This is a genomic window from Stenotrophomonas sp. LST15-1-1.1, assembly GCF_040815575.1.
GTDB lineage: Bacteria > Pseudomonadota > Gammaproteobacteria > Xanthomonadales > Xanthomonadaceae > Stenotrophomonas > Stenotrophomonas lactitubi_B.
Window position 1 is genome coordinate 194110 of the sequence record NZ_JBFPNJ010000030.1, and the last position, 12033, is coordinate 206142.

At 67.6% G+C, this 12033-nt stretch carries 14 protein-coding genes; 7 read left to right on the plus strand and 7 right to left on the minus strand.

Annotation, left to right across the window (positions count from 1 at the left end; translation table 11 throughout):
* The first annotated feature begins 262 nt into the window (after window positions 1-262).
* On the plus strand, window positions 263-631 hold the full coding sequence (locus tag MRBLST15_RS15740; protein WP_367786678.1) for a hypothetical protein: 369 nt from the start codon (window positions 263-265) through the stop codon (window positions 629-631).
* A 30-nt stretch (window positions 632-661) separates the two neighbouring features.
* Here the strand turns inward: MRBLST15_RS15740 and MRBLST15_RS15745 are convergent, their stop codons facing one another.
* The gene (locus tag MRBLST15_RS15745) at window positions 662-1348 is read right to left on the minus strand and encodes a hypothetical protein (protein WP_265951683.1); all 687 of its coding nucleotides are present in this window, start codon (window positions 1346-1348) and stop codon (window positions 662-664) included.
* A 108-nt stretch (window positions 1349-1456) separates the two neighbouring features.
* Here MRBLST15_RS15745 and MRBLST15_RS15750 point away from each other — a divergent pair, with 108 nt between their 5' ends.
* Window positions 1457-1918 carry an SgcJ/EcaC family oxidoreductase gene (locus MRBLST15_RS15750; RefSeq protein WP_367786680.1) on the plus strand — a complete coding sequence of 154 codons (462 nt, stop codon included), beginning with the start codon at window positions 1457-1459 and terminating at the stop codon, window positions 1916-1918.
* 94 nt (window positions 1919-2012) lie between these two features.
* On the opposite strand, the gene MRBLST15_RS15755 is transcribed toward MRBLST15_RS15750, so the two are convergent.
* The 5 genes from MRBLST15_RS15755 to MRBLST15_RS15775 form a co-directional block, all read right to left on the minus strand.
* The gene (locus MRBLST15_RS15755; RefSeq protein ID WP_025875929.1) at window positions 2013-3038 is read right to left on the minus strand and encodes an NAD(P)H-dependent glycerol-3-phosphate dehydrogenase; all 1026 of its coding nucleotides are present in this window, start codon (window positions 3036-3038) and stop codon (window positions 2013-2015) included.
* A 20-nt stretch (window positions 3039-3058) separates the two neighbouring features.
* Entirely contained in the window at window positions 3059-3577 is a 519-nt protein-coding gene (gene secB / locus MRBLST15_RS15760; RefSeq protein ID WP_176019295.1) for a protein-export chaperone SecB, read from the minus strand.
* 99 nt (window positions 3578-3676) lie between these two features.
* Complete coding sequence (locus MRBLST15_RS15765) at window positions 3677-4114, minus strand: rhodanese-like domain-containing protein (protein WP_025875933.1); 438 nt, start codon at window positions 4112-4114, stop codon at window positions 3677-3679.
* A 57-nt stretch (window positions 4115-4171) separates the two neighbouring features.
* Window positions 4172-4603, minus strand: coding sequence for a hypothetical protein (locus MRBLST15_RS15770; RefSeq protein WP_025875935.1), 432 nt, complete (start codon window positions 4601-4603; stop codon window positions 4172-4174).
* 32 nt (window positions 4604-4635) lie between these two features.
* Window positions 4636-5103: a YiiD C-terminal domain-containing protein gene (locus MRBLST15_RS15775; RefSeq protein ID WP_100462718.1), complete on the minus strand. Its 468-nt coding sequence runs from the start codon at window positions 5101-5103 to the stop codon at window positions 4636-4638.
* Between the two features lie 33 nt (window positions 5104-5136).
* Between MRBLST15_RS15775 and MRBLST15_RS15780 the strand changes: the two genes are divergently transcribed.
* From MRBLST15_RS15780 to MRBLST15_RS15790, 3 genes are all read left to right on the plus strand, one after another.
* Window positions 5137-5925, plus strand: coding sequence for a uroporphyrinogen-III synthase (locus tag MRBLST15_RS15780; protein WP_265951681.1), 789 nt, complete (start codon window positions 5137-5139; stop codon window positions 5923-5925).
* A 104-nt stretch (window positions 5926-6029) separates the two neighbouring features.
* A complete protein-coding gene (locus tag MRBLST15_RS15785) occupies window positions 6030-7013 on the plus strand; it encodes a uroporphyrinogen-III C-methyltransferase (protein WP_265951680.1) in 984 nt (327 codons plus the stop codon).
* Window positions 7014-7019: 6 nt separating this feature from the next.
* Complete coding sequence (locus tag MRBLST15_RS15790; protein ID WP_367786684.1) at window positions 7020-8327, plus strand: heme biosynthesis HemY N-terminal domain-containing protein; 1308 nt, start codon at window positions 7020-7022, stop codon at window positions 8325-8327.
* A 160-nt stretch (window positions 8328-8487) separates the two neighbouring features.
* Here the strand turns inward: MRBLST15_RS15790 and MRBLST15_RS15795 are convergent, their stop codons facing one another.
* A complete protein-coding gene (locus tag MRBLST15_RS15795; RefSeq protein WP_088100805.1) occupies window positions 8488-9783 on the minus strand; it encodes an acetyl-CoA C-acetyltransferase in 1296 nt (431 codons plus the stop codon).
* 93 nt (window positions 9784-9876) lie between these two features.
* Here MRBLST15_RS15795 and MRBLST15_RS15800 point away from each other — a divergent pair, with 93 nt between their 5' ends.
* On the plus strand, window positions 9877-10764 hold the full coding sequence (locus tag MRBLST15_RS15800) for a hypothetical protein (protein WP_367786686.1): 888 nt from the start codon (window positions 9877-9879) through the stop codon (window positions 10762-10764).
* Window positions 10765-10929: 165 nt separating this feature from the next.
* Window positions 10930-11934, plus strand: a complete 1005-nt coding sequence (locus tag MRBLST15_RS15805) for a TonB family protein (RefSeq protein WP_367786688.1) — start codon at window positions 10930-10932, stop codon at window positions 11932-11934.
* Window positions 11935-12033 lie beyond the last annotated feature (99 nt).

Genomic DNA, 12033 nt, shown 5'->3' on the forward strand with positions numbered 1-12033 from the left:
CGCTACGCGTCGGCACAGGTACAGATGACGGGCCATCGAAAAAGGATGGCCGGGCCTCGAAAACCCGTGCGCTTGCTTGATTACGCTTGCCAGCCGGCGTCACCCCGCGTGACGCCGGCTGGCAATCCGTCTGCCGGCTATGGCGGGCGGAGCGTGGAGGCCCTGTGCCTGCCGGCTTCAACAAGCGCCCGGTTTTCGAGCCACGTCTCCGCCCGCCACCTTTGTGTGGCGGCTACCGTCTGTCCTGCACGGAGCCCCAGCCATGACTACACCGGAATTCCCCCGCCCCCACCCCTATCGCGCTGCGGACGATGGGGCACCGGAAGAAACACCCGCGCTCGACCCCACAGCCTTCATCGCCACCCTGACGCGGATCGGCAACGGCGCAGCCGCCGACGGCCAGCCGTGGCCGGAGCGTCATCAGATGCCGGGCCGTCGCATGGCACTGGCCGATGCGGACTGCGCACTGGCAGGCCTGCGCATCGCGCTGGAGATGCTGCTGGCGGCCGAGCGCGTCCGCCAGAACGGCCCGGACGACGAATACGTGGGCGATCGGGTGATGGAAGGCCTGATGATGGCGTGCCTGGCGCTGACCGCGCAGGTCAGTGCACGGATGCGCCCGGAGGAGTAACGCCGGCAACGCTTCCGGCGTTACCGCCTGTCACTCGCAGGAATCGCCTTCTTCTTTCAGCATCGCCTCGTCCACCGGTCGCTCGCGATCGATCAGGGCGCGCTGCTCCGCGTTCGGCTCGCCCAGCCACCACACCTTGCAGCGGGCGGTAAGGCGGCCGACCATCTTCGATTGGCTCGGCGAGTACAGCATCGCCAACGCGGTGGTCGGGCACTGGTGCGCCTGGCAGGCGGTGTAAAGCCACCACGGCTCGCCCTGCAGCACCATCAGTTCGCCGGGTCCGCTGGGACCGCTCAGCAGGCGTTCGCGCAGGGAGGGGATGCTCTTGTCGGGCGATTCGGCCGCCGCAGTGTTCTTCATCAGGGCATTGAACGCGGCCAGCACCTTCGGGTCCTTGCGGCCGCAGTCGTCCACGATGTTGCCGCCGACCAGGGTGAAGAAATAGGTGGCCAGCGGATTGTCCTTGCAGGTGAGTTCCGCGCCGGGGGTCTCTCCTTCCGGCTCACCTTCGTTGTCCCACACCGAAGGGTCCACGCCGTCTTCGATGGACGGCTCGTTCTCGACCACTGTAGCGGTGGCGGCTGGAGCTTCTGTCGCCGGTGCGGCGGCAGCGGCGGGCGCGGCAGCGGTGCCTGCGTCCGGTGCCGGTGCCGGTGTCTGCGTGCAGGCGGCCAGCAACGCGACCATCGCCGCCATTCCCATCATTCGAGACGTCATTCCCTGTCCTGTGTGCATTCGCCCAGCTGGCGCCCGCGTGATTCTACCCGCCAGCCAAGACGGATACTCTGGCAGTCACGCCTTCCAGCACCGCCAGGATGCAGACGCATGCGTCGTTCAAGACTTGCCGTGATTCTTCTCAGTGGCCTGTTGATGGCCGGGCCTGTTGTTGCGCAGGAGTCCGCCGCACGCCTTGCCGATGTCGCCCTGCCCGCTGCGCTGGATCGCGTGCTGCGCGATTACGAACAGGCGTGGCGCACGGGTGATGCGAAGGCATTGGCCGGGTTGTTCGCCGAGGACGGTTTCATCCTGCAGAGCAATCAGCCGCCTGTGCGCGGGCGCGCGGCGATCGAGGCAGCGTATGCCGGCCAGGGAAGCAGCCCGTTGCGGCTGCGTGCGCTTGCCTTTGCCGCAGAGGAAACCACGGGCTACATCGTCGGTGCCTATACCTACGGCAACAACGTGGGTGATACCGGGAAGTTCACGCTGACGTTTAAGCGGGTAGCGGATGGGCCGTGGATGATCTTTTCGGACATGGACAACACCAACGCGCCGCCGCGGCCGCGATGATGGGCGCCACGGGTTCCACAGTAGATCCACGCCATGCGTGGATGGGTTTCGCGCACGCACAAAAAAACCCCGGCACTGGGCCGGGGTTTTCGATTCACTTGAACAGCGTATCCGGATACTCCGGTTTCTGTTCGCGTGCCAACAGCGCACGCAATCCTTCTTCCGGGGTCTGCTCGCCATGCAGCACGGCGCGCACGCGGTCGGAGATCGGCAGGTCGATGCCATGGCGGCGCGCCTGTCGCATCACTTCGTCGGCGGTCTGCACCGACTCGACCACCTGGCCGATTTCGCGGATGGCGTCCTGCAGCGTCTGCCCGCGGCCCAGGGCCAGGCCCAGGCGACGGTTGCGCGACAGGTCGCCGGTGCAGGTCAGCACCAGATCGCCCAGGCCAGCAAGGCCCATCAGCGTTTCCGGCTTGGCGCCGATCGCCGCGGCCAGGCGCAGCATCTCGTTGAGGCCACGGGTGATCAGGCCGGCGCGGGCGTTCAGGCCCAGCTGCATGCCATCGGCCACGCCGGTGGCCACGGCCAACACGTTCTTCATCGCACCGCCCAGCTCGGCACCGACCATGTCGTCGCCGGTGTAGGCGCGGAACGCCGGGCCATGCATCGCCTCGGCCACCGTCTGTGCGAACTCGGGCACGTCGCCGTGCACGGTGATCGCGGTCGGCAGGCCCAGGGTCACTTCCTTGGCGAACGACGGCCCGGTGACAACGGCCAGCGGCACGTCTTCACCCAGCACTTCGCGCGCCACTTCATGCAGGAAGCGGCCAGAGCCGGGCTCGAAGCCCTTGGTGGCCCAGGCCACGCCGGCACCGGCCGGACGCAGCGGCGCCAGCGCCCGCACGGTTTCACCGAATGCATGCGACGGGGTCACCACCAGGATCCAGGCGGCACCCTCCACCGCCGACGCCAGGTCGGTAGTGGCGCGCAGCGATTCCGGCAACGGAATGCCCGGCAGGTAGCGCGGATTCTCGTGGCGCTGGTCGATGGCTTCAACCACGGCGGCATCGCGCCCCCACAGCACGGTCTGGCGACCGTGCCGGGCGAGCAGCGTAGCCAGCGCGGTTCCCCAGGAACCAGCGCCGAGTACGGCAATCTTGTCAGCGGTAGTGCTCATCCGTGACGTCGCAGCCGGGATCAGGCGTTGCCGACCGGCTCGGAGTCAGCCAGCGACGGTGCGTCGCCCTGCTCCTGGCGCTGGCGCAGGGTTTCTGCGTACAGGCCTTCGAAGTTGATCGGCTGCAGGAAGAACGGCGGGAAGCCGCCGGCCTGGATCAGGTCGCTGACCAGCTGGCGCACGTACGGGAACAGGATGTTCGGGCACTGGGTGCCGAGCAGCACGTCGATCGACTGCGGGTCGAGGCCGACCAGGCCGAACACGCCGGCCTGCTTCACTTCGGCCACGTACGCGGTGCGCTCGCCGGCCTTGCAGGACAGGGTCACGGCCAGCACGACTTCAAAGGCATTCTCGCCCAGACGCTGGACCTGCTGGTTCAGGTTGAGCTGCAGTTCCGGCTGCACCTGGTCGTTGAAGATCGACGGGGCATTCGGCGACTCGAAGGAAACGTCCTTGACGTAGATCTTCTCGACGGTGAACGCGGGGCCGGTGGCGGCATCGACCGGCGCGACAGCGCCGTTGGTGGTCTCTTCGGACATTTCCAGTAACTCCAGTGAATGCAATGAAAACGATGGTCGAATTACTGCGATGGGGGCGGCGGAGGGCGCAAACAAGGCCACATCCGCCACCGCCTGCGATCAGTTGCGGCCCTTGACCAGCGGCAGTTCTGCCTGCTGCCACGCGGGGATGCCGCCGTCGAGCACGAAGACCTTCTCGAAGCCGGCCTTCTTCAGCGCCTTGGCGGCGGTCTCGGACGCGTTGCCGCTGCGGCACACCAGTACCACCGGGGCCTGCTTGGCGTTGGCCACCAGCTTGTGCTCGGGGCCGAACGCGCTGGCCTGGGCGCTGCGGCTGCCGGCGATGTGGCCCTTTTCGAAATCAGCGCTGGGCGACAGATCCACCACCACCGTGCCGCCCGCGTTGATCAGCTGGGTCAGTTCGGCGGGCTTGATGCCCTTGAAGCCCCGGAACAGGCGGCGGATTTCGGTGACGATGAGGGCCACGGTCAGGCCGACCAGGGCCGCGGACAGCATCGGGTTTCGGCCTGCGAAGGCCAGCAACTCTTCGTAATTCACTCAGGTCACGGGTCGATTAAGCGGGCGCCGATTGTCGCACAAGCCGGACGCGACCCGTCACTGCCCCTGCCAGAGGTCCGGCAGGCCCGCACTCTGCCACCAGCGCTTGGCTTCCGGATCCCAGCGCCAGCGCTCGGTGACCACCACGGTCCGCTCGGCCTGGGTGTTCTGGTTGATCACCCCGATTTCAACCCGGCGCTCGACCTGGCCGCCCTCCAGCGATGCGCTGCTGCGCTCGCGGTAGGACGACACGCGCAGCTGCGCATAGCGGTTGAGCTCGAACTCGGTCGGCGGCTTGGACTTGCGCAGCTGCGGGTCCAGATAAGCGATGGCGTCGTCCATGCTGCCCCAGCGGATGGTGGCGCCATAGGCGATCTGGGTCTCTTCCAGCAGCTTGCGCTGCTTGCGGCTGAGGTCGTCGGCGGCAGCGCCGGCAGCGGCGCTGAGCAGCAGCAGGGAACACAGGAGGATCTGGATGAGGCGGCGCATCGGTGGGTTCCGCAGGGCGTCAGCCTGCCATCCTACCCTTTGGCGAAGGCAACAAAACGACCACTGAATTCGGCCGCGGCCTTGCCATCGGCGCCGGGCTGGGTCGCGACAATGCTGATGCGGGCCTTGCCGCGCTGGCGGAAGGTGGCCAGGAAGGTGTCCCAGGCGCCGCTTGCGGTGGCTTCGGCGTGGGCATGCAGGTCTTCGTAGACCGGCGCCAGATAGCGCAGGTTGCTGTCGGCCACGTAGACCTCGGCGTCGTGGCCGGCCAGGCGCAGGCGCAGGCTGACCAGCGCCCAGCCGGACAGGGTCAGCACCGAGGCCAGGCTGCCACCGAACGCGTTGCCCTTGTCGTTGACGTTGGCCACCAGCGGCGCGGTGATGCGCAGCACGCCGTCGGCATAGCCATCCAGGCGGATCTGCATCGCGCGGACCGCCGGCATGCAGTCCAGCACGTCCTGCAGGGCAGCCAGCGAAGAGGTCAGGGCATCAACAGCCATCAGCAGCAACCACGACAACAAAGGGCCCGCATAATGACGGGAATGGCCAACCATACGATACCCACTGGCTGGACCCTGATCTCACTGCGCCCGCAGGGTCAGCAGGCGGCGCTGCGCCATGCCGCAGCAGGGCTGGGAGGCCGTACCGTCGCGCTTTCGCCCTGGCGGCTGCAACGTCTGCAGGACATTGCCGCACTGCAGCAATTGCAACGGGCGCTGACCGGCGATCGGGTGGTGTTCACCAGCCCGGCGGCCGTCGCTGCGGCTGCCAGCCTGATACCGCTGGCAGCAGCGCAACGCAGCCCGTGGCTGACGGTGGGCGAAGGCACCGCGCGTGCGTTGCTGGCGCATGGCGTCGCCGACGTCCATGCGCCCCAGCGGATGGACAGCGAAGGCCTGCTGGCGCTGCCGGTGCTGGGCGATGTACGCGGCATGCGGATCGGGCTGGTGACCGCACCGGGAGGGCGTGGCCTGATTGCCGCCGAACTGCAGGCCGCCGGCGCACAGATCATCCGCGCCGATGTTTACCGACGGCTGCCGCTGCGCTTGTCGCGGCGCATGTTGGCGCGTTTGGCCCATTCCCCGACGCCCTGGCTGCTGGCCATCAGCAGTGGCGAGGCCTTGCAGCGTTTCTGGCAGCAGCTGCCTGCGCACTGGCAGCAGCGGCTGCAGGCGAACGCGATCGCGCTGGTGGCCAGCGACCGGCTGGGCGTGCAGGCGCAGGCGCTGGGGCTGACCCGGACAGTACGCAGCGAGGGCCCCACCCACCTTCAGTTGATCGCCGCTGCACACGCTGCGCTCACCGGCCCGGCAGCGACCTGAACAGGCACCCGGCAGCGGCTTGCCGGTGTCGTCGGCAACAGTGATGCTGTGCACAACGCTGCCTGCCGGATCTGTTCCGGTGTTGCCGCCGACAAGGAAGCCCGATGAACGACACTCTGCCGCCCGCTCCATCATCGCCCCATCGCCCCATGCGCTGGCTGCTGCCGCTTGCCGCGCTGGCGGTGCTGGGCGCGGGCGGCTATGCCGGCTACCACTATTGGCAGAAGCAGCAGAGCGACCAGCTGGCGCAGGCACAGACCACCGCCGTGCAGCTGAAGGGGCTGGAAGCCACGGTCGAGGCCCTGCGCCGCGACCAGCGCGCTGCCAGCCAGCGCCTGCAGGATGCGGCCACCACCAACCGGGTGCTGCGCGACGAAATGCTGGGCCTGTCGCAGCGCAGTGCCCTGCTCGAAGAAAACCTGGCCAAGCTGGCCGACAGCGCCAACCAGGGCCGCCAAGCGGTGCAGCGTGATGAGGCCGAACTGCTTCTGACCCAGGCTGCGCAGCGTCTGGCCTTCGCCGATGACGTGGAGGGCTCGCGCCGGCTGTATGCGCTGGCCGCCACGGCATTGGCCGATCTTCCCGACAGCGACGGCCTGAACCTGCGCCAGGCACTGGTGCAGGAACGCAACGCGCTGGATGCGTTGGGCGCGGGCCCTCGCGTGCAGTCGCTGCAACGCCTGGACGCGCTGGGCAAGGCGCTGCAGGGCCTGCCTTCGCAGATCGCGCAGACGCCCGCCGACAACACCGCGAAACCGTGGTGGCAGGCCGCGCTGGCGCCCTTCGTGGACATCACCCCGAGCCGTCTGAACGGCCCGCTGACCTCGGCCGAGCGCACCACCATCGACACGGCGCTGCAGCTGGAACTGACCCTGGCCCGCGCCGCGATCGAGCGCGGCGACGGCAGCGGCCGCGATGCCGCGCTGAACAGAATCGATCTCTGGGCGCAGCGGCGCTGGCCGGATTCACCGGACCTGCGCGCGCAACGTGCTGAACTCCATGCCCTGCGCACGCTGCCATTGCAGGCCGACGACACCGTGCTTGGCAGCACCCTGCAACAACTGCGTACCCAGACCGACCGGAGGTAAGCCCGTATGAAACCCCTGCAATCACTGGTCGTGCTGTTGCTGGCAGTGGCCATTGGCGTAGTTGCTGCGCAATGGCTCGGCACCGATGACCTGAACCGCTACGGCGAAGTAACCCTGCGCTACGCCGGCTACGACTACCACAGCAACCTGCCAAAGGTGGCGCTGCTGTCGGTGATCGGTGTGCTGGTGCTGTGGCTGCTGTGGAGCCTGATCGCCGCACCGTTCCGTGCCTGGGGCCGCTACCGCCGCAAGCAGGGCCGGGTGCGCCTGATCGATGGCCTGCTGGCCTACGAGCATGGCCAGTGGCAGCGCGCGGAGAAGCTGCTGGACGGCGCCGCCAAGGATCCGGAAGTCAGTGGCGTTGCGCTGGCCAACGCCGTGCGCAGTGCGCAGGTGCGCGCCGATGCACCCGCTGCCGAAGCACTGCTGCAGCGCCTGGGCGAAAGCGATGCGACCTTGCAGGCGCTGCTGCGTGCCGAACAGCTGCTGGCCAACGATCTGCCGGTGGATGCGATCAACGCACTGGACGTGGCCGCGATCCAGCCGCTGCCGCCGCGCGGTCTGTGGCTGCGTACTGAAGCGCTGGCCCGTGCTGGCCGCGCGCATGAGGCTTACGGCCAGCTGGGTGCACTGCGCCAGACCAAGGTGCTGCCGGCCGAGGCCAGCAGCGAACTGGAAGCCCGCCTGGCCGCGCAGGCACTGCTGGAAGCAGGCGACGTCAACGCACTGGCTACGCAATGGGAAGCCACGCCGAAGGCGCTGCGACCGACCCCCGACGTGGTTGCCGCCTACGCCACCCGTGCAGTTGCACTGGACTGGGACGAACCGGCACTGCTGGCGCTTGAGCAGGCGCTGGACCACCGCTGGGATGACGAACTGGTGGCCGTGTATGGCCGTCTGCCGGCCGAGCGTCTGGCTACACGCCAGGCCAACCTGCAGCGCTGGCGCAACGTGCACGACGATTCGGCCGCCCTGCGCCTGGCCCAGGGCCGCATCGCGCTGGCGCAGCAGCAGTGGGACGCCGCCGACGCGTTCCTGCATGAGGCGATCGCCGCGGGTGCCGGCGCCCCTGCATGGGAGGCGCTGGGCGAAGCGTTCGCACAGCGTGGCGAACACGTGCTGGCCGCGCAGTGCCTGGCCAATGCACTGCGCCTGCAGCGTGGCGAAGACAGCGTGGCGCTGGTGCGGGCATCGGCAGCGGTGGTCGACGCGCCGCTGCATGCGACCGTCGAAGAGCAGCCCATCGCACCACTGCCGCCGGTGTATGACGCCAACGAAGAGCGCGATGAATTCGGCAACCCGCGGTTGCCGTAACCATGGTTGAAGTGTGCCGACCAACGGTCGGCACCCACCAGAGGATGCAATCAACGAAAACGCCGCCCATCGGGCGGCGTTCTTGTGTGTAGATCCACGCCATGCGTGGATGCTCCTAGAGCAGTGCCAAGCGAGCTTGGCATCTACCAGAGCAGTCGCATCAACGTTCGACGATCGCCACCACGCCCATGCCACCGGCGGTGCAGATCGACACCAGCGCACGGCCACCGCCACGCTCGGCCAGCTGCTTGGCCGCCGTGGCGATCACGCGTGCACCGGTAGCGGCGAACGGGTGACCGGTGGCCAGCGACGAGCCCAGCAGGTTGATCTTGTCCGGGTCGATGCGGCCCATCGGCGCATCCAGGCCGAGGCGGTTGCGGCAGTAATCCTCGCTCTCCCACGCGCGCAGGGTGCACAGTACCTGTGCAGCGAAGGCTTCGTGGATCTCGTAGATGTCGAAGTCCTGCAGGGTCAGGCCGTTGCGCTTGAGCATCTCCGGCACGGCCACGGTCGGCGCCATCAACAGGCCTTCGCCGTGCACGAAATCGACGGCCGACACGTGGGCGTCGCGCAGGTAGGCCTGCGGCTCGTGGCCATGCGCCCGCGCCCACTCTTCACTGGCCAGCAGCACGGCGGCGGCGCCGTCGGTCAGCGGGGTGGAATTGGCAGCAGTCAGGGTGCCACGTCCGGATACCTTGTCGAAGGCAGGCTTCAGCGTGGCCAGCTTCTCCAGCGAGGTGTCGGCGCGCAGGATGTTGTCGCGCTCGACGCCGCGGAATGGTGCGATCAGGTCGTTGAAGAAGCCGCGCTCGTAGGCGGCCGCCAGCTTCTTGTGCGAGGACACCGCCCACTCGTCCTGCGAGTCGCGCGAGATGTTCCACTCCTTGGCCATGTCTTCGCAGTGGTCGCCCATGCTCTTGCCGGTACGCGGTTCGGCCACGCCCGGGAACTCCGGCTTGAGCTCGGCGAACTTGAAGCCCGAGGTCAGCGCGCGGATCTTGTCGCCGGTGCTCTTGGCACGGTTGGCCGCCAGCAGGCGCGCACGCAGCTTCTTGCCATACACGATCGGCACGTCGGAGGTGGTGTCCGAACCGCCGCCGATGCCGGACTCGATCTGGCCCAGCGCAATCTTGTTGGCAACCGTGATGATGCTGTCCAGCGAGGTACCGCAGGCGCGCTGCAGGGTGATGCCGGGGGTCAACGGCGACAGGCCCGAGGACAGCGTTGCTTCGCGGCCCAGGTTCCAGTCACTGGAGTGCTTGATGACCGCACCCATCGCCACTTCGCCCAGCTGCTGGCCGTGCAGGCCGAAGCGCTCGACCAGCGCTCCAAGCGTGCGCACCGACATGCCGAGGTTGCCGACATCCGAATACGCGGTGTTCTGGCGGCAGAACGGAATGCGGACGCCACCGAGGATGGCGACGGGACGAGCGTTGGGCATGGAGATACCTGGCATGGATGAGGGTGTCTGCAACATGGCCTGCACGACAGAGCAGGCATAATGGGGCCAAGTGTAGCTGCCGCCCTGTGATGGGCCAACCGTGGAACCATGAGCAAACCCGACCCTGCGATGAATGCCCTTGGCGTGCTGGCCCTGGAACTGGCCGGCGGTGAAATCCCCCGCCAGGCGGTGCTCAGCGCTGAACAGGCCGGTGAACTGGCCGAACGCGTCGGCCGCGACCTGTCCAAGCTGGTGCCACAGGTGGCCGAGCTGGATCTGGTGTTCGCCGCCGCCCATTTCGATCCGGCCGAAGTCCTTCGCCCGGGTTGGCCGATCCATCGCCGCTTGGAAGAACTGCAGATGCGCGCGCCCGGTCGCAACCAGGGCCCGCGCGTGCTGGCCTTCGGCGCCGATGCCAACGGTGATGTGCCGCTGCCGTTCCAGGCCGACGCAACCTTGGTCGGCGGTGGCCTGCGGGTGGTGCCGTTCCTGCTGACCGGCAGCGAGGTGGCGACCACGGCGGCCGTGGCCGATGCCCTGGAAGACGTGCTGCTGGCCAATGGCATGGCCCATGCCGATACCGCGCTGATGGCACAGAACACGTTCGGTGCGCGCGTCGAGCATGCGCGCTATTTCACCGTGAACGACCTGGCCGCGATGATGTCGATGCAGTACGACAACCAAGGCCTGGCCGCGCTGTGGCCGCTGATTGAAACCGCGATCATGGCCCCGGGCCAGGACGAGTGGCTGGCCGACGCGCCCGAGCCGTTGCTGCGCTATACGCAGGGTGAAGCGCGCATGGCGCTGTTCGACCCGGCCGGCTGGTGCGCGCATTACAACCACGGCAAGGGTGACTGCGAACGCCTGCAGGGCATCTACGAGCAGTTCCTGATGCGCCAGCGGCAGATGGCCGCGGTACTGGAAGCGCACGGTGTGCCGGTGCTGTTCGTGCATTGCGAGGCTGGGCAGGACGCTCGCGAACTGCTGGCGCGCTGATCAAGGCACACATCGAGGCGCCGACCGGTTCGGCGGCTCAATGTGTGATCATTGCGGGCTTGTGCATGGACCGCTCATGCGCGGACAACGACGAACTGCATGCTGCATACGATTCAATCCGCAGGGCTGACCCTGCTTGCCACCACTGTATGTGGCCTTCCGATCATGGCGCAGGCGGCAGCACCGATCGCCGCGACACCCACCTGCACACTTGCGCCGGCCTTCGCTGCTGCCGTGGCGGAGCCCGAGGTCTATGACAGCAATGTCAGCTTCAGCAACACGGTGAAGGTGCAGGTCAGCGTGGATGCGCAGGGCCGCGCCCACGATGCGCGTGTGCTGAACGGCTCCCGCAACCGGCTGCTGGATGATGCAGCCCGGAAGGCGGCCCTCAGCTGGCAGTATCTGTGCCAAGGCCAGGGCGGCATCGCGCAACCGGTCGTGCCTGTTCCGGAACCGGCCTGCCGGCTGGACCGCCTGAGCTGGGCGGACAACGAGCCCAGGTTCTCCAGCGCACTGCGGTCCAGCGGTCTGCGCGGCTCGGTGGAGGTCTGGTTGCGCCCGATGGCCGGCGATCCTGCAGGAACGGAGGTGAAGATCGGCAGGAGCAGCGGTGATGCGCGCATCGATGACGCCCTGCTCACCGCCGCACGGAACTGGCGGCTGACCTGCCCGCGGGACACGCCCGTGAAGCACCCTTGGATCAGCTTCACCCAGTCGTTCAACTTCCAACCGCGGAGCCAGCTGCCGGCCCCGGCGGCATCAGAGCCGGCGCCGGATGATGTCGTTATCGCAAATGATGCACTGCTGGAGTTCGGCACCGTCGCCGGCTTCGTCGAAGAGCTGCCGAAGATGAAGGGCGTAGATCTTGCGCCGGATCAGTCCAGTCAGCCCGGAGTGACGCTTTACAACACCAGTCTTGGCGCGATCATGCGGGAGATTGAGACGACCAAGGGACTGTTGAAGCCGGTCACCCTGACCCATTGGCTGGTGATGGTGCCGCCCCACCGCACGGCACCAGCGGTGGTGCGCACATCCAAGCGCGAAGTGATCGATGACACGACGGGCAAGTCCCACATGCAGACCGACATCTCGATCCTGTGTGAAAGCGGCCCCGCCGAATGCGCTGAACTGCGGCAGCGACGCGATGCACTGATCCTGCGGTCCCGCTGACTGGGATCCTGTAGAGCCGCGCCCATGCTCGGCCCAGGCCCCCGGAAAAGCAGCCGAGCGTGGGCTCGGCTCTACAGGAAGCAGTGCAAAGAAAAACGC

Coding starts and splice junctions, on each gene's coding strand:
- MRBLST15_RS15740 (WP_367786678.1), top strand. CDS start 263: ATGACTACACCGGAATTCCCCCGCCCCCACCCCTATCGCGCTGCGGAC.
- MRBLST15_RS15745 (WP_265951683.1), bottom strand. CDS start 1,348: ATGACGTCTCGAATGATGGGAATGGCGGCGATGGTCGCGTTGCTGGCC.
- MRBLST15_RS15750 (WP_367786680.1), top strand. CDS start 1,457: ATGCGTCGTTCAAGACTTGCCGTGATTCTTCTCAGTGGCCTGTTGATG.
- MRBLST15_RS15755 (WP_025875929.1), bottom strand. CDS start 3,038: ATGAGCACTACCGCTGACAAGATTGCCGTACTCGGCGCTGGTTCCTGG.
- secB (WP_176019295.1), bottom strand. CDS start 3,577: ATGTCCGAAGAGACCACCAACGGCGCTGTCGCGCCGGTCGATGCCGCC.
- MRBLST15_RS15770 (WP_025875935.1), bottom strand. CDS start 4,603: ATGCGCCGCCTCATCCAGATCCTCCTGTGTTCCCTGCTGCTGCTCAGC.
- MRBLST15_RS15775 (WP_100462718.1), bottom strand. CDS start 5,103: ATGGCTGTTGATGCCCTGACCTCTTCGCTGGCTGCCCTGCAGGACGTG.
- MRBLST15_RS15780 (WP_265951681.1), top strand. CDS start 5,137: ATGACGGGAATGGCCAACCATACGATACCCACTGGCTGGACCCTGATC.
- MRBLST15_RS15785 (WP_265951680.1), top strand. CDS start 6,030: ATGAACGACACTCTGCCGCCCGCTCCATCATCGCCCCATCGCCCCATG.
- MRBLST15_RS15790 (WP_367786684.1), top strand. CDS start 7,020: ATGAAACCCCTGCAATCACTGGTCGTGCTGTTGCTGGCAGTGGCCATT.
- MRBLST15_RS15795 (WP_088100805.1), bottom strand. CDS start 9,783: ATGCCAGGTATCTCCATGCCCAACGCTCGTCCCGTCGCCATCCTCGGT.
- MRBLST15_RS15800 (WP_367786686.1), top strand. CDS start 9,877: ATGAGCAAACCCGACCCTGCGATGAATGCCCTTGGCGTGCTGGCCCTG.
- MRBLST15_RS15805 (WP_367786688.1), top strand. CDS start 10,930: ATGGCGCAGGCGGCAGCACCGATCGCCGCGACACCCACCTGCACACTT.